The sequence below is a fragment of the Pseudomonadota bacterium genome, from assembly GCA_039193195.1.
Lineage (GTDB): Bacteria > Pseudomonadota > Gammaproteobacteria > Steroidobacterales > JBCBZW01 > JBCBZW01.
Genome location: JBCCWS010000023.1, coordinates 68,078 through 89,591, shown reverse-complemented (window position 1 = coordinate 89,591; position 21,514 = coordinate 68,078). Strand labels below are relative to the sequence as shown.

Here is a 21,514-nt window from a genome sequence, read left to right as displayed (position 1 = left end):
GAGGTCGCGCTTGGTGAGTTGGTAGTTGCGATCGTCCCAGCCGCCGAGTCGCTTCAGGGCGGGGTAGTCGACGGCGCGGTCGGCGCCGCGGGTGGCGTCGATGCTTTGAGCAAAGGAGAGGGCCGGCAGGAGCGCGAGGGCGCCAAGCAGGCTAAGAGCGTGTTTCGTTTTCACCTTGAGTACCTTCTCAGTGGTGTGTGTTATCGAACGAGTGCGAGCGGGCAACACGTGGCGGATCCGCGGGGGATCCGCCACGCCTACCCCCAGTCCCATTCCCACCCATCGAGCCGAGCGAGGTGGCTCGCGATCGTGGTAGGGGACGTGGCCGAGCAGTAGCACCGGTGATGATGCGTACTGTGCGGACGCCGCGACGGAGTGTGTCGGCGCCATATGTAATCGTTGTTATCGCTGTCAGTGACCGAGGTCTCAGGTCCTTCGGGCGTGGAGTCTTACACGAGCAATTCCGGGAATACCACCGATGGTAGGGGTTCGCGCGATAGGGCCCTGCGAGGCGTCCTATGAAAGGGCCATGTGGGGCGTTTTATCGCAGTTGTTCTCGTAAGACGTTCCCTTCGAACTGCGCTGAGAACTAAGTTGCGCAACGCGGCTTCCGTTGCCAGGTGCGGCGGCCTGATGATGGAACGGGAGACGTAAGTCATCTGTCGACCCTAGCGCAGCAGCGCCGGTGGTTAGCCGGCGCTGCGTTGCTTGGACTTCCCCCGGTCAGAAGGTCGTACTGGTAACGTTGCTCAGTTCGCAGGAACGCAGATCGAGTGCCTGGAAGTTGAGGGTTACGCCGTTGGCGCCGGCCCCGATGTTGCGGGTAGCGGTGGCCGTGCCGGTGCCGTCCGCCGCGGCGAAGGCGATCGGTCGAGCGTTGTTGAGTGCTACATCAACTGTGCACTGCCCAACGCTGATCGGCGTCGTGCCGGCGGCGCGGCCGAAGTAGATCAGGTTGAAGCCGCTCGGCGTGCCGTTGCTCGTGGTCCAGGCATTTTCCTGGCCGGCGACACCAGGATCGGTTTGCGCAAGCGTGTAGTCCACGCCGCCGCCCCCGCCGTCGACGGCGGTGCCTGCTACGTAGATGTCCACGGAGTTGCCGCCGCCGCCGGTCTCGCTGCGGTTGTCCGTGAAGATGGCGATGATGTTGTCCATGGTCACCGCAAGGCCATTGTAGTCACCGAATTCAAACCCATCGTTTATCTTAGGTGATGTCTCCGACGTGATGCGCTGTTCGTCGCTCCAGGTGACGCCGCCGTCCGTGGAGAACGTCCAGTAGACGTTGACGCTGGTGCGGCTAGGGTCGTCGATGGTGTTGTAGTAGATCAGGTGCACGGTGCCGTCGGGGCCGACCGTGAGCCACTGGTGCCAGCGATCGACGTCGAGGATGTCGGCCGTGGGGTGAGGAGTGACCACATCCCAGCTGTCGCCACCGTCACGCGAGTGGGCCACCTGAATGCGAGCGTGGTTGTTGGCCGGGTTACCGCCGGTCGGTGCGTTCGAGTCGGTCCAGGAGACGTACAGGCTGGCGGCAAAGGGGCCGTTGGTCGTGTCTACGTCTACGGAGTTATAGATGAACACGCGGCGGTTCGACATTGAGGGGATCGGGAAGTCGAAGCTGCCCTGCGTGTCGGCGATCACGGACGTGGGCAAGAAGGACTCGCCGCCGTTCTCTGACACGGCTAGGCGAATCGTGCGCGAGTTGAAACCCGGCCAAACGTAGTACAGACGCCCCGCGCGGTCGGTGCTGATGTCCGAGCCAATGCCGCGGTTGGCGTTGGCACCGCTGAAGGTGATCACGGGCTCGAAGGTGTTGCCGAAGTCCGTGGAACGCGCAAAGCGCATGATGTTGGACTCGTGCCAGGTGAGGTAGATGTTGTCCTGGAACGGCGAGGTGGGCGAGCGATCGACATGGAGGAACTCCTTGTCGACGAAGCCTCCGGCGCTGATCTCGCGGCGGGGATCGCCGTTTTCGGTGGCCAGATCATCCCAGGTTTGACCGTTGTCCGAAGAGCGGTAGAAGAAGTTCTGCGCCCCGAGGGTCGCGGTGTAGACGAATTGCCCATCGCTGGACCAACCGATCGTGGGGTCGCAGCAGGTGCCGCCCAAGGGCAGGGGCGCCGACTCGTTCCAGGTGACGCCGCCATCGAAGGAGTAGTGCATGCGCTGGCCCGAGCCTGGACCGTTGGAGCCTGCGACTAGCACGTCCGGGTTGATTGGGCTGACCTCGATGGAGGACTCGGCACCGCCGTTCGGGTTGGTGACGCGTGACTCGCCCTCCAGGGACACAACGATGTCGTTCTCGCCGAGTTCGGCGACCGGGTCGCGATGGGTCAACACGGTCCAATGACCGTTTGCCTCACGCTCCACATGGCGATAGAAATTCCCGTTCACGAGGAACCCGCTGTGCTCGACGAGGAAGCGCGGCAGCACCGAGTGTGGGTATTGAATGCGTCCCGTGCGAGGTAAGTCCGGGTACTGCTTGCGCAGCTGTACGCGATAGAAGGCGGGGATGGAGACGTTGAGTTCCGCCTCATTCTTGGCCAGTACGGCAAGGTCCCGGCGGGTGAGCTGGTAGTTTCGATCGTCCCAGCCGCCGAGTCGCTTGAGGGCGGCGTAGTCGACGCTTCGGTCGGCGCCGCGGGTAGCGTCGACATTCTGGGCGAATGTAAGTGCCGGCAGCAGCGCAAGGGCGCTGAGCAGGCTGAGTGCGTGTGTTGTTTTCACCTTGAGGTCCTTCTCAGTGGGTGTGTGTTTTGGAAACATCGCGGTCGATATTGGCGCGCCCGATCCCCCTAGATCGCTTGCGCGAGAGTAGTCCTACCGCAGCTCATGGGGGATTGCCACTGACGCGGCAAGAAGCTTGCCTCGTTGCGTCAACGGACGAGGATTCTTGGTTCATGTGTGGTGTTTTGTCGCACCCGTCCCGCGGTCGGTTTCATTAGAAACCAACCCTATTCGGGGCGATGCGCAACTTGCGGTGACGCTGTCAAACGACAGGAACCGGCCGGGGCCGCGCGTTCCCGATCGCTCTGTCGCCTAGCTCCTCGCCTTCTCGGTCGGGGGGAGAGGTTAGGCCACGGGGAGTGCGAAGCGTTCGGCCAGCGTCTGTTCCAGGGCGATTTGGTCGGCCACGAAGCCACGAATACCCTCGGCGAGCTTCTCCGTGGCCATCGCGTTGCTGTTTAGCTGGAAGCGAAAGTCCGCTTCGTCCTTGCATTCGCAGGTGCTCATCGGCGCCTCAGCAGCGCCAGGATGGAGGCGCCGGGGAAGGGGGTGTTGCTCAGCGGCCAGTGCCGTGAGTAGCTTTGGGGCGATCGTTAGCCGATCGCAGCCGGCCAGCGCGCGTACCTGATCAATGTTGCGAAAGCTTGCGCCCATCACGATGGTCTCAATGCCCTTGGCTTTGTACAGCTGGTAGATGTTGCGCACGGAGCGCACACCGGGGTCCGCCTCAATGGGTAGGGAGGGGGCTTGAGGGTCGCGTCCCTGATACCAGTCGAGGATTCTGCCGACGAAGGGCGAGATCAGGTAGGCCTTAGCCTGGCCAGCGGCGACCGCCTGCACATCGCTAAATAGAAGTGTGAGGTTGCAGTCAATGTCTTCACGTTGGAGCGTAGCGGCGGCTTGAATGCCTTCCCAGGTGGCAGCCAGCTTGATCAGGACGCGCTCCCGGACGACCCCAGCGTCGGCGTACAGAGCCATAAGGCGTCGTGACTTCTCGATCATGCCCTCAATGTCGAAGGACAGACGCGCGTCCACTTCCGTCGAAACGCGCCCGGGTATCACCTGCAGGATCTGCGTGCCGATGGCCACCGCTACCCGGTCGCACAGGTCTTGCATCCCGTCACAAGTGCGCGCCGATGACGCGATGATCTCATCGTAGCGGGGCAACTGAGCTGCCTTTAGCAGCAGCGTCGGGTTGGTGGTGGCGTCTACGGGGCTGTGCTGCTCGATGGCCTCGAGGTCCCCCGTGTCGGCCACGACGCACGTCATCTCGCGGAGTTGGTCTAGCTGGTGCATAGCAAAGAGGTTCCCGGTCCTGCCGTCGACGACCGCGCATGCTGCCATTAGTCGCTAGAATCTGTAAACGTTTACAGCTGTAGCTGGCCTGCAGATTCTTCGCGAGCGAGTAAGCGAGGGGCGCCGGCAGTCTGAAGAATCGGTCCAATTTCCGCAGTGATAGCGTTATCTTAGTGTGCACCGGGTGCTGCGATGCAAGGTGTGCCGGGGAAGGGCAGCACTGCTCGACAATCGTGCAGCGGCGCTTGATATTGAAAACGTTTACAAGGATACTCGCCCCAACAACACCCGTTCGACCAAGTGACACGACCTGAGGGTTGGGGGACCTTCCTACATGACCAACAAACACGTGATGAACCATGTGCTGGTGCGGGCGACCGCGCTGGCGATTGCGCTGAGCGTCGGCAAAACGGCCCTCGCGCAAGAGGGAGGCGGAGCGGTTGAAGAAGTGGTGACGGTCGGCATTCGTAGCTCGCTGACGAGTGCTGCCGACATCAAGCGCAACGAGAACGGCGTGGTCGATTCGATCACCGCGGAGGATCTGGGTAAGTTCCCGGATACCAACCTCGCCGAGTCGCTGCAGCGCGTGCCAGGTGTCTCGATCGATCGCCGCCAAAATGAGGGGAATCAGATTTCGGTTCGCGGCCTCGGTCCGAACTTCAACATGGTCACCTTGAACGGTCGTCAGATGCCCGTGACTTCCTCGCCGGAGCAAGAGAGCATCGCTTCAGCCACCCAGAGCAGGGCCTTCAACTTCGCTGAGATCGCCTCCGAGTCGGTGACTGGCGTCAATGTCTACAAGACGGCACGTCCCGACGTGCCTTCCGGTGGAATCGGGGCGACGGTGGACATCCGTACGGCGCGCCCCTTCGACTACGAGAAGACGACCTTCTTCTTCAGCGCTGCTGCCGCCCACGACTCTTCCGTTGAGGTGGGGGACGATGTCACCCCGGAGGTTGGCGGGCTGTTTTCCACCACCTTCGGCGGTGACCGCTTCGGTATCCTCGCCAACTTCTCCTACTCCAAGCGCGACTCGAGTGAGCTGTCTACGCATACCGATGGCTGGCTGCGGGATGAGCCGAAGGGGTCTGTGGATGACAACGACGGGCCCTACGAATTCTGGTGCGCAGACGAGAGCTCTGCTTGCGCAGATGCGCCCTTCGTCTACCGCCCGGTAACGCAGATATCTGAGATTCAACACAACACGCGAGAGCGTACCAACGCCCAGTTCGTCGCCCAGTTCGCGCCTAGCGATGACGTGTTGATCACCCTCGACTACGTGCTGTCACGCTTCGATCGTGAGCAGGACCGCTTCCAGACCGGGCTGTTCGGTGTGGTGGCCCCAGGTGTGTTCAACACTGTGCTCTCGGCGAACAACAGCGTGCTTAGTGCCACGCGCACGAACACGGCCGCAGACGCCATCGTCTACGAGAACACGCTTGCCATCGAGAACGACTCCTTCGGACTCAACATCGATTGGCAGCTGAGCGATTCGCTCAACATGCGTTTCGACGCGCATACCTCCCAGGCCGTGAGCCAGCCGGGAGGGCAAATCAACGACAACACGCAGCTCCTGCAGGGACCCTTGGGAATCGACTTCGACTTGACCTACACTCCCGGCGGCGTGGCCATCATCGTGGATGATTCAGGGGCCTTCCGCGGCGTCGACCAGTTCGGCGGTGGCGATCCGCGCCCGGGCGTCGATGAGTTCCAGGACGTGGATGGCTTCTCCCCCCTAGGGTCGGTCATTCGTAACATCGGTATCGACAACGAAATCGATCAGTTCCAGTTGGCCTTGGACTGGGAACTGGATGAGGTGACGCTCACGGTGGGGGCTTCCTACACGGACTACCAGGTCTCGACCAACGCCGTCTCCAGTGGCTTCGTCTTCCAAAACCTCGATGCGTGCAACGGCTGTGCGGACGTGCTCTCACGCGACATCATCGCGGCGCCGAGCGGCTTCAACGTGGTGAACCAGTTCCCGGTCAACGACCTGGTCGCAGCCACCTTCCCGATTCAGATCGACGACATCGTGGCGGCCAATCCGCCCACCTTCTTCGGTGCTTCCGAGCAGTCCTTGGCCCTGTACTTCAACCTGGACCACGACTTCCAGATCGGCAACATGGACGCACGGATCTCCGCTGGCTTCCGCTATGAAGACACGGACGTGACCGGGTCGGCCTTCCAGACCTTCCCCCAGTCCCTCACCATCACCACCTCCACCGAGGGCATGGTCAATTTCGATCCCGATGCGGAGCCGGAGTTCTTCGAGGTGGATGGCGGCTACGAGGTGTTCCTACCGGCCTTCGACTTCCAGCTGCGACCCCGTGAGGATTTGATCGCTCGCCTGTCCTACGGTAAGTCGATCGCGCGGCCGGACCTGAACGCCTTGCGCCCACTGACCACGGTGAGTGACTACCGCCCAGGCACTAGCACGGCGAGCGGCGGTAACCCCGATCTCAACCCGTACTTGGCGGACAACATCGACCTCTCACTCGAGTGGTACTACAGCCCCGGTAGCTACGCGGCGATCACGTACTTCTACAAGAACGTGAGCGACTACATCTCTAGCGAGGTGGTGAACGATGTCATCCTCGACGCCGACGGCAACCCGCTGTTGGACCCCCAGGGCCGCTTCGATCCAACGGTCATCCCGAATGTGGCAGTGACCAGTGAGCCGGGCGACCCCGAAGCGGTGTTTGCTATCACCCGGCCCCTGAACGCACAGGAACGATCGGTGAACGGCCTCGAGCTCTCCCTTCAGCACCTCTTTGGCGCATCGGGCTTCGGCATGCAGCTAAACTACACCCTGGTGTCGAGCGATGCGGAGTACGACCGCTCGAACTTCGAGCAGCAAGCCATCCTGATCGGGCTTAGCGATTCGGCTAACTTGGTCGGCTTTTACGAGAACGACCGCTTCTCGATTCGGGCGGCGGCCAACTGGCGCGATGAGTTCCTGTTCGCAGAGAATCAGCTGCGCGCCACCAACGAGCCGGTGTTCTTCGATGAGTACCTGCAGATCGATCTAAGCGCCTCCTACCAGCTCACCGAGCGGCTGCGTGTAGTGGCGCAAGGGCTGAACTTAAACGGAGAGGATCAGGTGCAGCGAGGTCGTTTCGACGAGCAGTTCCTCCTTCGCAATCAGCAGAAGGCCCGCTTCACCCTGGGCATTCGAGGTACCTTTTAGGCCTTGGGTGTGACGAGGGCCGATATGGAGTTCGCTGCGCTGAAACGCACCTTCGAGCGCGACGGCTACGTCGTGATCGAAGATATGTTCGACCCAGCGACGATGGATCGCTTGGAGTGCTCTATCGCGGAGCACTTCGGCGATCGTCCTGAGTTTCTCCACGACGGCCAGTTCATCACGAAGGCGAAGACCGAGGTGATTCCTTGGTTCCCGCAGCGCGAGGGCGTGACGGACTTCGACGACATCGAGCGCGATGGGCGCCTGCACGAGTTGAGCTCCCTTGTGCTTGGTGAGCAGTGGGAGTCGCAGTACTGCATGGTGATGTTCTCGCGGGCGGGCAGCAGCGGGCAGGCATGGCATCAGGATTGTGATCCCAGCAATCCCGAGCGCTATAACCTCAACCGACTGGTGTACACCCGCGACATCGTCGATGAGATGGGCGGGCAGCCGGTGGTGGTGCCCGGTTCCCATCGGCGAGGGCTGCTCGAGGCCGGGGATCCGATGGCGGCATTCGAGGGCCAGGTCGTCCTGCGTCCGCGCAAGGGCAGCCTACTGCTGCTCCACGGTCATAGCTGGCATCGTGTGCTGCCCGTAGTGCATGGCCATAGCCGTTCCTCCACCAATTTCCGCGCAGCGCCCAAGGGCACGCCGCAGGACATCACCGATGTCTGTGTCTACCGCAACATGCGCTACCGATTTTCCACCGAGGAGGTGGTGGAAGAGCGGATCTCTTAGGATAGGGCGCGAATCGTGTCCATCATGCGCTGTACGCGCAGGCTCGCGGCCAAGGGCACGATGGTGGATTCACGGCGGCCCGCCTGCAGATCCTCGTTGACCGAATCGATCTGGTAGTGGAAGCCTTCCGTGGTGCGCTGGTCCACGAAGCGGTCCACCATCTCGTCCAGGTGCCACAGCTGGCATTCGTCGGCCCGCCAGAAGTCGGGTATGGCGATGTAACCCTCCTCACCGATGATGTAGGCCCAGTTCCGCAGCTTGGCCCTAAACGAGGTGCCAAGCGAGGCGATGCAGTCACCGAAGCTGAGCGTTGCCACGAGGTCGTCTTCGACCCCGTTGGGCGCGCGGCGGGCCACCACGGTGAACTCTCGAGGGTCATCATCGCGAAGCAGTGCGGTGAACGCGACAGGGTAGACGCCCATCTCAAGCAAGCACCCGCCCGCTAGCTCGGCGTTGTACTCCCGCTTGGCGGGGTCGTAGGCGAGGGGATAGCCGAAGTCTGCTTGGATGCGCAGTACGCGTCCGATGCGTCCCGTCGCCACCCAATCCTTCGCGCGCCGTATCGGCGGCAGAAACCAGGTCCACATCGCTTCCATGAGATAGGTACCGCTCTCGTGGGCGAGATGGATCAGCTGCTGGGCGCGCTCTGCGCTCTCAGTGATTGGCTTCTCGCACAGCACGGCCTTTCCGGCGAGCATCGCCTCGCCCGCGTGGGTGAGATGGAAGTTGTGCGGCGTGGCGATGTAGATTGCATCCACCTGCGGATCGCTGTAGAGCGCTTGGTAGCCCCCATGGGCCGCGGGAATCGCGTACTGCGCCGCGAAGCTCGCAGCGGCGGCGCCGTCACGAGCGGCCACCGCCTGCACGCGACCTGCTTTGGTCGCCACCATGTCTCGGGCGAAGGTGTGGGCGATGCGCCCAGCGCCCACAATGCCCCACCGCACTTCACGCATGCGCTGGCCTTGCGCTACCCGCCAATTCCCGCTCGAGAGTCTCGAGCGACTTGCCCTTCGTTTCGGGCATGAGCCAGGTGAGTAGCACCAAAAATACGATCGCCGTCAGCCCAAACAGCAGGAAGGTGCCAGCGCTGCCAAGCGTGGCGAGCTCCCACGGGAAGATAAGCTGAACGGCGGAGGAGACGGCACTGTTGACCACCCCCATCAGTGCCATGCAAACGCCTCGGATGTGATTGGGGAAGATCTCGGAGAACAGCACCCACATCACCGGTCCGAGGGAGAAGGCGAAGGAGGCGACGAAGCCCAAGATCCCGAATAGCACCAGTCGTGCTTTGATCACACCGGCGCTTTGCAGCAGGGCGGCTTCGTTGGCGTCAAGGGCGCTGCGGCCGATGAGTTCGGCCACCGCGTTTTTGAACTGCGTATCGCTCTCGAAGCGTACGCCCTCGAGGGCGATCAGCGAGGAGAGATCGTCCGCGCTCACCAAGTCACTCAGGGCGCCCACGGGCAGCTCGTAGTAGGCAGTGAAAAAGCCGTAGGCGGAGATCATCATCGTGATGGCGACGCCCGCGAGTCCGGCCAGCATCAGCGGCCGACGTCCGACGCGATCGATCAACATCATCGCGAGGACGGTGAAGGCCACGTTGATCGTGCCCACGTAGGTGGCTTGAGCGAAGGCTGCGTTGGTTCCCACGCCGCTCTGTTCGAAGATCGTGGGCGCGTAGAAGAACACCACGTTGATGCCGCTGCTCTGCTGGGCGATGCCAGCGATCAACCCCACGATCAACACGAGGCGCAGGTCGGGGTGGAGCAAGGCGCGCAGCTTCGCCGCCAGCCCACGGGTGGCCTCCTGGGCGCTGGAGCAGATGCTGCTAAGGAGCTCCGGGACCATGGCGATGGGCGCGATGCGCGCCAGGATGCGCTCGGCCTCATCCCTGCGACCTTGCAGCACCAGGTAGCGTGGGCTCTCCGGTGCGAGCAGCATCAGGAAGAAGTAGCTGGCCGCCGGCAGCATCTCGAGCCCCAACATGTAACGCCACACGTTCTGGTCGAGGTCGAGCGCCTGCGCCCATGGGGCTCCCGATTGGCTCGCACCGAGGATGAAGAAGTTGGCGAAGTAGGCGGCGGAGAAGCCGATGACGATGTTCAGCTGGTTGATCGACACCATGCGCCCCCGAAGACGGGCGGGGGCGAGCTCGGCGATGTAGATCGGCGCCAGCATCAAGGTGCCGAAGGCGAGGCCGCCAACGAAGCGCGCGACGACCAGCGTGAGGGCGTCGGGAGCAAAGGCGGAGGCGATGGCGGACACGGTGTAGAGCAGGGCGAGGGCCAACATGACGGGCTTGCGGCCCACGTAGTCGGCGATGGGCCCGACCGTGAGCGCTGCGATCATCGCCGCAAAGCTCGGTGCACTCACGATCGCGCCAACCCACCAGGCGTTGAGCTCGAACTGGGTGGTGACAAAGCCGACCACGCCGGAGATGACGGCCGCATCAAATCCGAATAGGAATCCGCCGAGGGCGATGATGACCGCGTAGCCGATCGCGGTGCGGTCCGTACGACTCATCCACCTTCCTTCCAAGCCGCTACCGCACGGGTGAAGCGTGCGGCCAGCTCATCGTTGGTTTCAAGGCGCGTGTCGCCCCAGAAACCGCTCGCGTAGGGGGCTCCCCACATCGGCTGTGAATCCCAATCGACGTTGATGTAGGCGAGGGCGCGGATGACGTCGCGATGTTCGCCCAGGTAGGCGAACAGGGGCGCAAACCAGTAGTCCCAGATTTCCGTATCGCTCACCGCGACTCGCTCCGTGCCAGCTTCACCGTCCCAAATGGGACTGTGATGGGCCGTAAAGCCTTCGTTCAGGTCGAAGGCCTGCGGGGACGCTTCGGCAATCATCACAGGCTTGCCATGGGCCCGGGCGAGCGCTAACACCTCGTCCGCCAACTCGCCCGGGGCTAGCGGAACGAAGCTGCCTGTGGAGGCGATGGAACGCTCATCGGGGCGCATGAACCAGGATAGACCTAGCCAGTCGACGTAGTCATCCCCCGGGTACCAGCGGCTGATGTCCTCGTGCCCGCCGTCGATGATTTCGTCGACGCCAGCTGCGCTGGCCTGGAGCACGTACTGGATGTTGTCTGCGCCTTCCCCACGCAGCACATCGACGATGCGTCGGTAGGCGGCGATGAAGCGCTGCGGGTTCTCGTAGCCCTGGTTCCACGCGCCGTCGAACTCGTAGCCTATGCGCAGATAGACTTCCCCAGACACCGTGCTGGCGAAATGGGCCAGCTGCTGGATCTTGTCATCGTGGGCACCTTGCACCAGGCGCTGGAGCTCACCCGGGTGGTCGTTCTCGGTAATGGACAGGCCGATCGCGATGTCGTCAACGCCGAAGGTGGTGGCCGTGGTGTAGGCGCTGACTGCGCCGGCCCCCCAGGTGTGTTCGAAGGCTACGGGCTGTCCCTCGCCATCGATGCCGAGGCCGCCGAAGTTGCCTGGTGCCAGCAGGTTGTAGAGGTCGAGATAGGCGGTCAAGCCGTCCGGCGTGGGGCAGCAATCGCTGGCCATGTAGCCTCTAATCGCATCTAGGTCCTGTCCAATGATCAGCAGGTGAGAAGTGGGCGGAGCAGCCGAGGCCTCCTCGCGGGAGGGGGGCGCGAGGGAGACCTCAGCCACTTCGCCGCAACCTTCGATGGCGAGCGTCACCAGCAACAAACAGGGGAAGACGGTAGTGATGGTCAGGGTTCGATCGTTCATCGGCTTGTCGCTTGCACGGCGCACGGTGGTCTTGTTTCAATAGCGCAGACTGTAAACGTTTACAAAAGACGCGGCAACGTGAGAGGAGAGAGGCCTGTGGCGGTGCGCAACGGCGTTAGCAATCCGATCCTGCGCGGATTCAATCCCGATCCGTCGATCTGCCGGGTGGGGTCGGATTTCTACGTCGCGGTATCCACCTTCGAGTGGTACCCGGGCGTGCTGATCTACCACTCCCATGATCTGGCGCGCTGGCGACTGGTGGCGAGACCGCTCGACCGGGCAGCGCTGCTCGACCTACGCGGTGTACCGGACTCATGCGGCGTCTGGGCGCCGTGTTTGAGCTACGCCGATGGGCGCTTCTGGTTGTGCTACACGGCGGTGAAGCGCTTCGACGGAAACTTTAAGGACACGCACAACTACCTCACCACCTGCGAGGAGGTGGATGGCGTCTGGTCCGACCCGATCTACCTCAACTCCAGTGGCTTCGATCCTTCCCTGTTCCACGATCAGGACGGCAAGAAGTGGCTGACGAACATGGTTTGGGATCACCGAGGGGGACGCAGCTACTTCTACGGCATCGTGCTGCAGGAGTTCTGTGTAGAGGCGAGGCAGCTGACGGGTGAACGTAGGCATATTTTCCGCGGTACAGCCCTCGACTGCACGGAGGGGCCCCACCTGTACCGCTTCGGTGATTACTACTACCTAATCACTGCGGAGGGCGGCACGGGCTACGGTCATGCGGTGACCATGGCGCGTGCGAAAGCGATTGACGGCGAGTATGAGGCGGACCCTTCGGGGCCCCTGCTCACCGCGGCGGACGCTCCCGAGTGGCCCCTGCAGCGGGCCGGCCATGGCGACCTCGTGGAGACCGAGGACGGTGAGCTCTACCTCGTGCATCTGTGTGGGCGTCCGCTGCCGGGCACCCGACGCTGCCCCTTGGGGCGGGAGACGGCGATACAGCGCGTGCGCAGGACACCGGATGGATGGATGCGCCTCGCCGGCGGCGGGCATCTGCCAAGTGTTGCGGTCGAGCTCAGCGCACGGCCGTTCGAGCCTACCGCGGACGAGCACTATGAGGATTTCCGTGGCAGGCAGCTTCCGAGTCAGTTCCAATGGTTGCGCACGCCCGACCCGAGCGAGTTCATGAGTTTGGAGGCAGCCCCTGGGCGACTGCGGCTCTACGGCAAAGAGTCCCCCGGGAGCCTGTTCTCCCAGGCCTTGATCGCGCGGCGACAAATGCACTTCGTCTACGAGGCGAGCACGTGCATGCGGTTCGAGCCGGAGAACTTCCAACAGATGGCGGGGCTCATCTGCTACTACAATTCCTCCAAGTTCTACTACCTGTATGTCTCGTGCGACGAGGATGCTGTGAAGCACCTGAGCATCATGAGCTGTGAGGCAAATCGCACGCTGGCGGTGACTTACCCGGTGGCAGCGCTGCGTGTCGATCTGCCTCCGGATGCGCCCATCTGGCTGCGGGCGAGCGTGCGCTACGAGCACCTGAACTTCGATTGGTCCGAAGATGGCGAGCAATGGCGCCGCCTGCCCGTGACTCTGGATTACAGCGTGCTGTCGGACGAAGCGGGCATGGACGGTGCTGAGCAGTTCACCGGTGCGTTCGTCGGCATGACCTGCAACGACCTCTGCGGCGCGGGCGCCTACGCAGACTTCGAGAGCTTCGCCTACCGCGGACGAGACTAGGTTAGCGCCTGGGGGAGCCGGTGGACTGACGGATGATCAGCTTGTGCGGCACGATTTCTGCAGCGCGGTTGACGCGCGCGCTGTCTTCAATGCGGCGGCACAAGCGGTACATCACCCGCTCACCGATCTCCTCTGCAGGCTGGTTGATCGTGGTGAGTGGGGGGTCGGTGACTTCCGCGTAGCGGATATCGTCGAAGCCGATGATCGAGATGTCGTGCGGCACGCGAAGGCCAGCGGCCTTCACTTCGTGCAGGCAGCCCATCGCCATCTCGTCGTTGGCGCAGAAGATCGCCGTCGGCAGGCGGCTGTGGTTGAGCAGATTGCGAGTGGCGCGACGGGCCCCCGCGATGCTAAGGCCACCGTCCACCACCCAGCCCTCGGCGATTTCCAGCTCGGCGTGCTTCATCGCGCCGCGGTAGCCGTACTCACGATCCTTCGTGAGCAGGGAGGACTCCTCGCCGCAGATCATGGCGATGTCGCGATGGCCTAAGGAGATAAGGTAGTTAGTGGCTTCCTTCGCGGCAGCCACGTTGTCGATCTGCACGCTTGGAAACTCGGCCAACTCGGGAGACACGGTCTCGCAGCCGATCACGATCGGTAGGCGCTGCTTGCTCTTGCTCGACAGCACCTTGGTGCCAAACGGTGACATGCTGGCGAGCAGCACGATGCCGTCCGTCTGGTTCGACACCACCATCTTGCCAAGCTCGTCCGCGGTCATCGTGTTGAGCTGAGTCTCTTCGATGATGACGCCGTAGCCCTTCGCCGTCGCCGCCGCTCGAATGCCGCGCATGACCCCCGCGAAGAAGGGGTCGCCCACGGAGGGCAGCACCACCATCACGATGTTGGTGCGGCCACGGCGAAAGTTCTGGGCCAAGGTGTTCGGCGAGTAGCCCGTACGCACGATCGCGTCCTGGACCTTGATCCGGGTCTTGTCGGTCACCTTCTCGGGGGTGTTGATACACCGTGAGACCGTGGCGATGGACACGCCTGCGAGGCGCGCCACTTCTTTGATCGATACGTCTGCGGCCATGGGAAGATAACTCTCGCGGCGAATTAACTCGGTTCATTGGCGGACTTGACGCCTGCGTTTCACCGCGCGAATTGCGGCGTTGCGGAACCGTGAGACACCCAATAATGTAAACGTTTTCTCAACGCTCATGTAAAGAGGGACCTAGGCCTGTTGAACGCGGTGCAGCATTCTCTCTCTTCCTTAGGGCTCGCGTCTGCGCGGGGCCTGCACCTACGGGTGCTGAATCTTGGCGCCACCGTACAATCCCTTAGTATGCCCTCTGCACAGGGCCGGCTGCCGGTGGCGCTGGGATTTGAGCGGCCCGGCGACTATCGGCAAAGCCCTTTCTACCTGGGGGCGACCGTAGGCCGCTATGCCAATCGGATCCACCGGGCACGGTTCGCCTTTGCGGGTCGTCGCATCGCCTTGCAGGCCAACGAGCCGTCCACGGGCAACAGCTTGCACGGCGGAGATGACGGCTTTCATCGGCAAATTTGGCGCTTGGCCTACGGTCCTGATCGCCGGTCCATCCTATGCCGCTATCGCTCCCCCGATGGCGAAGGTGGGTTTCCCGGTAACGTCGTTGCAACGGTGATCTACACGCTGGTCGATCCGATGACGTTAGCGATTCGCTTTCATGCGGTGTCTGATCAGGACACGGTGCTAAGCCTCACGAACCATACGTACTTCAATTTAGCGCCCAGGGACGGGGCGGTAGATAGCCATCAAATACGCATTCATGCCAGCCATTACACACCCACCAACGATGCGAAAATCCCAACGGGGGAGCTGCGCGCGGTGGCTGGCTCCGCGTTTGATTTGCGCGAGTTGCGAGCCCTGTGTCACGAGGATGGACCGGCCCGTTTCGACCACAACTTCGCGGTGAACGGGCAGACGGGGGTGTTACGGCCCGCCGCCGAGCTTTACGCGCCGACCACGGGCCTGCGGATGCGCATGAACACGACGCAGGCGGGTGTCCAGCTCTACACTGGCGATGGACTCGCTGGGCCCTTCGCCCCGCGGCAGGGAGTGTGTCTGGAGGCCCAGGGCTTCCCTGATGCGCCGAATCAGCCGCAGTTTCCATCACCGCGTCTAGCGGCTGGGGAGCCCTACGAGCACACGAGCGTGTTTGAGTTCTCGGCGGGCCTGGACTAGGCGAGCCCCGCCGTCGAGGGGTGTGGGAACCCGCTTGGAACCGTTTGTGCCTTGTGCAGGCGAGCAGTCTGGCTCTAGAATGTAAACGTTTTCTTTTTCGGCCAATTCAGATGAGCACAGTCCTCGGGATCGATCTAGGCACCCAGAGCGTCAAGGCCCTCTGCTACGACGTGGACGCCCGTGAGATCATCGCGGTGGCGTCGGCGCCCCTGGATCTTTACCAGACCGACGCGGGCTTGGCGGAGCAGCAGGCCCACTGGTGGACCAACGCGCTCACCCACGCCTTGCGGCAAATCGGTAAGAGCACCCGCGAAGGCGTCGCGGCGATCGGCGTGTCTGGGCAGCAACACGGTTTTGTGCCTCTCGATGGAGGTGGCGAGGTGCAAGCCCCGGTGAAGCTGTGGTGCGACACCTCTACGGGCGCTGAGTGCGACCTCGTCATGGAGGCCTTCGGCGGCCGGCAGGCGTGCATCGAGGAGCTCGGTAACGCTATCTTGCCCGGCTACACGGCCTCGAAGGTGCGCTGGTTTCGCGACCAGCACCCAGGTCTCTACGCCAAGATGAGCAGCATTCTGCTGCCTCACGATTACCTCAACTTCTACCTGACCGGCGAGCGTTGTATGGAGGCGGGCGATGCCTCCGGCACGGGATTTCTCGACGTGCACACGCGCAGTTGGTCAAGCAAGATGCTCAGCGCCATGGATCCTGAACGGGATCTCAGCGAGTGCCTGCCGGAGGTCGGGGTCGCTAACGTGCCGATCGGTCAGCTGCTGCCCTCGGTGGCTAAGGAGTTGGGCCTTCCCGCTGGCGTGCCCGTCTCGATCGGCGGTGGTGACAACATGATGAGTGCCATCGGCACGGGCAACGTGGAGGCGGGCGTGGTCACCATGAGCCTCGGCACCTCGGGCACCGTGTTCGCGTACTCAGCAAGTCCCGTAGTGGACCCGAAAGGCAACATCGCGGCCTTTTGCTCGTCCACCGGTGGCTGGATGCCCCTGCTGTGCACGATGAACTGCACCGTGAGCACCAAGCTCATGGGAGAGCTCATCGGTAGCGACCCCCGAGACCTCGATGATCTTCTGGAGAGCTCGACCCCGGGCGCCGACGGCGTGGTCACCGTGCCGTACTTCAACGGCGAGCGCACGCCGAACCTGCCCAACGCCAAGGGCTGCGTGGCGGGCTTGGACGCACGCAATTGCCGCCCGGAGAACCTCGTGCGCTCGGCCGTGGAGGGCGCGACCTTCGCCCTACGCTTTGGCTTGGAGGAGCTCGCGGACCAGGGCGTAGCGGCCGAGCAGATCGTGCTGACGGGCGGTGGCGCAAACAGCCCCGCTTGGCGTCAGATGGTGGCCGACATCTGCGCTGCACCCGTGACCATGGTCAACCATAGCGAAGGCGCCGCCTTCGGCGCAGCGCTGCAGGCACTCGCCATGCTCGAGGGTCCCGAGAGGCCTATGAAGGAGCTGATCGCCCCCCACCTGCAGTGGGACGACGAGGCGCGCAAGGAGCCGAACGCCTCGGCGGTCAACCTCTACAACGACACCTATCGCGAATATCAATATGCTGCGCAGAAGGTCGCGGAGCTCTACGGGTGAGCATTGCGAGCTAGAGGTGATCCTATGAGTCGAACCGTCTTTACCGGTGACACGAGCTACTTTCCTGGCGTCGGGCAAATCACCTTCGAGGGCCCAGACTCGGACAATCCGTTAGCCTTCAAAGCCTACGATCCCGAGCGGGTCGTGCGCGGCAAATCGATGGAGGAGCACCTGCGCTTTGCGGTGTGCTACTGGCACTCCTTTTGTGGCAACGGCGGCGACCCCTTCGGCCCTGGCACGCGTGCCTACCCCTGGCGCATCGACGGCGATCCCCGCGCCTCGGCCACGGAGCGTCTGAACGCGGCCTTCGAGTTCTTCAGCAAGTTGAACGTGCCCTATTGGTGCTTCCACGACTTCGACCTCGCGTGGGAGGGGGCAAGCGTCGTCGAGTCTGAGCGCAACCTTCAGTACGTGGTCGAGCTGGCCAAGGAGCGCCAACAGGAGACCGGAATGCGTCTGCTCTGGGGAACGGCCAACGCCTTCTCTAACCCGCGTTACATGAATGGCGCTGCGACCAATCCGAACTTCGAGGTGGTGACCTACGTCGCCGCTCAGGTGAAGGCGGCGATCGACGCCACGATCGCCCTAGGTGGGGAGAACTACGTCTTCTGGGGCGGGCGCGAAGGGTATGCCTACCTGCAGAATACGGACACCAAGCGCGAGCTGGCGCATTTTGCGATGTTCCTGCACAAGGCGAGGGAATACGCCCGCGCGAACGGCTTCGAGGGCACCTTCCTGATTGAGCCCAAGCCCATGGAGCCGATGAAGCACCAGTACGACTTCGATGCGCAAACGGTGATCGGCTTCCTTCGCCATCACGGCTTGGCCGGAGACTTCAAACTCAACATCGAAGCCAACCACGCCACGCTGGCCGGGCACACCTTCGCCCATGATCTGCGCATGAGTGCGGATGCGGATCTGCTGGGTTCCATCGACGCTAACCGGGGGGATCCCCAGAACGGCTGGGATACGGATCAGTTCCCCGGGGACATCTACGATTGCGTGCACGCGATGATGGTCGTGCTCGAGGCGGGAGGCCTCGGCCGCGGTGGCCTCAACTTCGATGCCAAGGTACGTCGGGAATCGACGGACCGGGAAGATCTGTTCCATGCGCACATCGGCGGCATGGACGCGTTCGCGCGTGGCCTCGTGATTGCCGATCGGATTCTCGACGATCCGCGCTCGGCGCAGCTGCGCGACGGGCGCTACGAGAGCTTCGATTCGGGCGACGGTCAGCGCTTTGAGGCAGGCGAGCTCGGGTTCAATGAGCTACGCGAGATTGCCGTCGCGCGGGGTGAGCCGCAGCAGGTCAGCGGTAAGCAGGAGCTGTTCGAGAACCTGATCAACGATCACATCGCGCGCGGCGCTTCCTGAGGCGCGCCCGGCGGGGCTGCGTCGGCGATCTAGGGAGGATGCGCTCAGCTCACCGATCGGCCGTCTTCGCCGCGGCGCGCAGGCGCGCCAAGATCTCCTGCGCTGCCCCCTCGCGGTCTCTCTCATTTCTGCGCACGAGGGCCATCGGCGCGTCTACCTCCCGCGTATGACGTCCACTCCACACCATCAACTCCAGCAGCAGCGGCACCATGCGCTCCCCGTGTTCGGTGAGCTCATACTTCGTCCGTCGACCGTCCTGCGGATCGGCTAGGCGCACGATGACACCTGCCCGCTGCAGCCTGGCTAGACGCTCAGTTAGGATGTTGGTGGCGATGCCCTCGGGCATCGCCTTGAACTGCGAGAAGCTGCGCTTGTGGTTGAAGACCATGTCGCGCACCACCAGCAGCGTCCACTTATCACCGAGGATCTCGATCGCGTGGTCAATCGGGCAGCGCGAGCGCGGTGCTTTGGTCCGTTCGGTCATCGGGCCTCAGTAGGTCGACCAGTCCAGCTGCTGGTCCATGTGTCTACGATACCTCGCGATGCGCGCGAACTGCTCCAATACCTCCGGCGCAAAGAAGCGCAGGGACCAATGCAGGAAGACGTCAAGGGCGGTGACGGAGTCGCCTAGAAAGTAGGGGCCTTCAAAGCGCTGATCGTAGAGCGTCAATGCGCGGTGTATCGCCAGGCGCGATTCCGCCGCCTCGGGGTGGCCGGTCGGGAGCCTTAGGTGCTGGACGGGCGCGGCGTCTTGCGCGTGAATGCGAACAGGCCAAGCACCAAGAGCAGTGCTAGGGTGAGGGCGTGCAGCGGCCAGAAGGCCGTGGGTGCCAAGTCTCGCCCGTAGGTGTGGGGAAACCCGCTGACCGCCTGGACGACGATCGACGTGTTCCAGGCCAGCCACAGGAAACCACTGGCCGCGAGCGCGGCGCTGGCGCCAAGTGCTCGCAGGCTCATCAGCGGGGGCAGTTGCCATGCTACGTCGTCGCGCCGCAGTCGCCAGGCCAGCACCGCGAAGGCAAGGGCGAGGAGCACGAGGAACACGGCGATGACAATGCGCGCCTGGCCCGCCTGCTCTGCGGCCACGGCCTGCGCATCGGCACAATCGGTCGCGTACGCAGGGACCTCGAAGGACTCGCTCCAGAAGCAGAGCACGTCCTGGATGAGGTGCATGCCGTTGTTGCCGTTGGTAAGTACCACGATGCCCGCATCAGCCGAGGGCGACAGGGAGAGCCTGGCCCGCCAGCCGATGTTGCCCCCGTTGTGCCAGACGATGTCACCGTCTTCTTGCGCCACGAACCCTAGCCCGTACCAGCCGCCGGACTCGGGCACCGCGGTGTGGAGCAGTTCAACCGACGCGGGCGACAAGACGGTCTGCTCGCCGAGGTTAGCGACCACGAAGCGCCCGAGGTCTTCCGCCGTTGTGTGTAGGGCCGCGGCCGCCTGCGCCGTGAAGCGATAGCTGGGGACGCGCTTGCCGTGCGAATCGTAGGCGGTGGCTGCGCGGGCGAGCAACTCGGCAGAGGGTTGGTAGTCGCTGGTCGACATCCCCAGGGGTGTCAGCACGCGCTCGCGCGCGTAGTCGGCGAAGGCTTGTCCGGTCGCCTCCTCGATAATCAGCTGGATGAGCGTGTAGCCGCCGCCCGAATAGGACCATTCGGTGCCGGGCGTCGATTGCAGGAACACGGCGCCGGCACCGTTGGTGTCGCCGGCGAGTGATTCGGTGACGGTGGGGCGTTCCACCTCCGGCGGGAAGCCCGGGTACCCGCCCAGAGAGAGGCCGGCGGTGTGGGAGAGCAAGCGGCGCAGGGTGACGCCCGAGGCGTCGAAATCGCTGTCCGGGAGCTGCCAACGAGTGAGGTAGGTGGCGACCGGCGTGTCCAGATCGAGCACGCCATCCTCCACCGCTGTCATCACTGCCCAGGCAGCAACAGGCTTGGAGATCGAGGCGACCTGCATTACCGTCTGCGGTCTCATCAGCGCTTGCGCGTCGGCCCGCCCAGCGGCCGTGAGGTGGGTTACCTCGCCGCCGTGGATCAGGGCGACGGAGGCGCCGACGACGCCGTGGTTCTCGAGTGCCGCGGTCAGGTACGTATCGAACGCGGCGTACTTCTGCGCGTCAGCGATGGCGCCCAGGGGCAACAGCAGCAGGAAGAGAAGAGCGTAAACGGATTTCATAGGTCGCGCGAACTCTCTGGGGCTCCGTCCGCACGACGGCGGGCTTCGCGGACGAGGCGCACGAGCTCGGGGCGTAGCGCCTCGCAGCTGGATAAGCTCGCGTCATAGGTCAGTCGCCGATGATCGTCCCCCAGCGCCATGTCCACACCTTCGGGGTCGAGCCCCGTCATGTGCCATTCGCCGTTCGGCGCCCCGCACAGCACGTGGGCGTAGAGCGCCGTGGCGTCCAGGTGATCCTCGTTCATGTGCGTGACGGCGCCGCGCTCCATCGCGTGCCAGGCGGACCAGTCTGGGAAGGGCGTCGCCAGGTCCTCGTGGGTCAGGGCGAAGGCGCGGCCAAAGCCGAGCACGAGATCCGCTTGGGCGGGCCTTAGGCGCCAGAAGGAGAAGTCGTCGAAGTCCGCGTAGCGTGCGGCACCGGGGTGGCGGGCGAGGTAGCGACGCTGGACCCGTGCGCGTTGCTCATTCTCACATCGTTCGACGGTGCCGTGGAGCGTGAGGCGCCGGTGGGCCAACGGATCGCCGGCACCCGGCTCGCCGATCAGCACAGCGGCGCGCGGATCAGCAGTCATGCAAGCGACCCGGCCGGAGAGGGTGGAGACCAGGAACACGGGGCTGCCATCGCAGTCTGTAGCGAGGCCGACGCGACCGACCGTGGGTGCGCTCGCCTCGGGCTCACACAGGGCGAGGGCCCCGAAGCGTGCTGTGCGGATCATGTCCTTGGCCGTGCGCCGGGCATCGTCGTCTACGGGTTGTCGTACCGCCTGCTTGGTGTCGCTCATGCGTCCTATCACTGCGCTATTAGCTTGCGCCGATTGTGGCACGGTTCGGCCGGGGGATCGCCGTC

16 protein-coding genes are annotated in these 21,514 nt (G+C 63.5%); 6 read left to right on the top strand and 10 right to left on the bottom strand.

Going from position 1 to position 21,514, the window contains the following annotated elements; translation table 11 throughout:
- Positions 1–723: 723 nt before the first annotated feature.
- Positions 724–2,727, bottom strand: coding sequence for a hypothetical protein (locus AAGA68_17220; GenBank protein ID MEM9386804.1), 2,004 nt, complete (start codon positions 2,725–2,727; stop codon positions 724–726).
- A gap of 345 nt (positions 2,728–3,072) precedes the next feature.
- On the bottom strand, positions 3,073–4,023 hold the full coding sequence (gene tal / locus AAGA68_17215) for a transaldolase (GenBank protein ID MEM9386803.1): 951 nt from the start codon (positions 4,021–4,023) through the stop codon (positions 3,073–3,075).
- A gap of 334 nt (positions 4,024–4,357) precedes the next feature.
- Here tal and AAGA68_17210 point away from each other — a divergent pair, with 334 nt between their 5' ends.
- Positions 4,358–7,210, top strand: a complete 2,853-nt coding sequence (locus AAGA68_17210) for a TonB-dependent receptor (GenBank protein ID MEM9386802.1) — start codon at positions 4,358–4,360, stop codon at positions 7,208–7,210.
- A 24-nt stretch (positions 7,211–7,234) separates the two neighbouring features.
- Entirely contained in the window at positions 7,235–7,945 is a 711-nt protein-coding gene (locus AAGA68_17205; protein MEM9386801.1) for a phytanoyl-CoA dioxygenase family protein, read from the top strand.
- On the opposite strand, the gene AAGA68_17200 is transcribed toward AAGA68_17205, so the two are convergent.
- From AAGA68_17200 to AAGA68_17190, 3 genes are read right to left on the bottom strand one after another with little or no spacing between them, the layout of a single operon-like run.
- Positions 7,942–8,898 carry a Gfo/Idh/MocA family oxidoreductase gene (locus AAGA68_17200; GenBank protein MEM9386800.1) on the bottom strand — a complete coding sequence of 319 codons (957 nt, stop codon included), beginning with the start codon at positions 8,896–8,898 and terminating at the stop codon, positions 7,942–7,944. The genes AAGA68_17205 and AAGA68_17200 overlap by 4 nt on opposite strands.
- Positions 8,891–10,468: an MFS transporter gene (locus AAGA68_17195; GenBank protein ID MEM9386799.1), complete on the bottom strand. Its 1,578-nt coding sequence runs from the start codon at positions 10,466–10,468 to the stop codon at positions 8,891–8,893. Before AAGA68_17195 ends, AAGA68_17200 begins: the two co-directional genes overlap by 8 nt.
- Positions 10,465–11,655 (bottom strand): glycosyl hydrolase, encoded by a 1,191-nt coding sequence (locus AAGA68_17190; protein ID MEM9386798.1) that lies wholly within the window; start codon positions 11,653–11,655, stop codon positions 10,465–10,467. The genes AAGA68_17195 and AAGA68_17190 overlap by 4 nt, the downstream gene beginning before the upstream one ends.
- Positions 11,656–11,751: 96 nt before the next feature.
- Between AAGA68_17190 and AAGA68_17185 the strand changes: the two genes are divergently transcribed.
- The gene (locus tag AAGA68_17185; protein ID MEM9386797.1) at positions 11,752–13,356 is read left to right on the top strand and encodes a glycoside hydrolase family 43 protein; all 1,605 of its coding nucleotides are present in this window, start codon (positions 11,752–11,754) and stop codon (positions 13,354–13,356) included.
- 1 nt (position 13,357) lies between these two features.
- Here the strand turns inward: AAGA68_17185 and AAGA68_17180 are convergent, their stop codons facing one another.
- Positions 13,358–14,386: a LacI family DNA-binding transcriptional regulator gene (locus AAGA68_17180; protein ID MEM9386796.1), complete on the bottom strand. Its 1,029-nt coding sequence runs from the start codon at positions 14,384–14,386 to the stop codon at positions 13,358–13,360.
- Positions 14,387–14,545: 159 nt separating this feature from the next.
- Here AAGA68_17180 and AAGA68_17175 point away from each other — a divergent pair, with 159 nt between their 5' ends.
- The 3 genes from AAGA68_17175 to xylA all read left to right on the top strand — a co-directional run bounded on the left by AAGA68_17175 (position 14,546) and on the right by xylA (position 18,489).
- A complete protein-coding gene (locus AAGA68_17175; protein MEM9386795.1) occupies positions 14,546–15,520 on the top strand; it encodes an aldose epimerase family protein in 975 nt (324 codons plus the stop codon).
- 110 nt (positions 15,521–15,630) lie between these two features.
- Complete coding sequence (gene xylB / locus AAGA68_17170) at positions 15,631–17,115, top strand: xylulokinase (protein MEM9386794.1); 1,485 nt, start codon at positions 15,631–15,633, stop codon at positions 17,113–17,115.
- A gap of 24 nt (positions 17,116–17,139) precedes the next feature.
- The gene (gene xylA / locus AAGA68_17165; protein ID MEM9386793.1) at positions 17,140–18,489 is read left to right on the top strand and encodes a xylose isomerase; all 1,350 of its coding nucleotides are present in this window, start codon (positions 17,140–17,142) and stop codon (positions 18,487–18,489) included.
- 49 nt (positions 18,490–18,538) lie between these two features.
- On the opposite strand, the gene AAGA68_17160 is transcribed toward xylA, so the two are convergent.
- From AAGA68_17160 to AAGA68_17145, 4 genes are read right to left on the bottom strand one after another with little or no spacing between them, the layout of a single operon-like run.
- Complete coding sequence (locus tag AAGA68_17160) at positions 18,539–18,973, bottom strand: helix-turn-helix domain-containing protein (GenBank protein MEM9386792.1); 435 nt, start codon at positions 18,971–18,973, stop codon at positions 18,539–18,541.
- A 6-nt stretch (positions 18,974–18,979) separates the two neighbouring features.
- The gene (locus AAGA68_17155; protein MEM9386791.1) at positions 18,980–19,159 is read right to left on the bottom strand and encodes a hypothetical protein; all 180 of its coding nucleotides are present in this window, start codon (positions 19,157–19,159) and stop codon (positions 18,980–18,982) included.
- A gap of 56 nt (positions 19,160–19,215) precedes the next feature.
- A complete protein-coding gene (locus AAGA68_17150; protein ID MEM9386790.1) occupies positions 19,216–20,667 on the bottom strand; it encodes a serine hydrolase domain-containing protein in 1,452 nt (483 codons plus the stop codon).
- Positions 20,664–21,449: a DUF2470 domain-containing protein gene (locus AAGA68_17145; protein ID MEM9386789.1), complete on the bottom strand. Its 786-nt coding sequence runs from the start codon at positions 21,447–21,449 to the stop codon at positions 20,664–20,666. Before AAGA68_17145 ends, AAGA68_17150 begins: the two co-directional genes overlap by 4 nt.
- Positions 21,450–21,514: the final 65 nt, after the last annotated feature.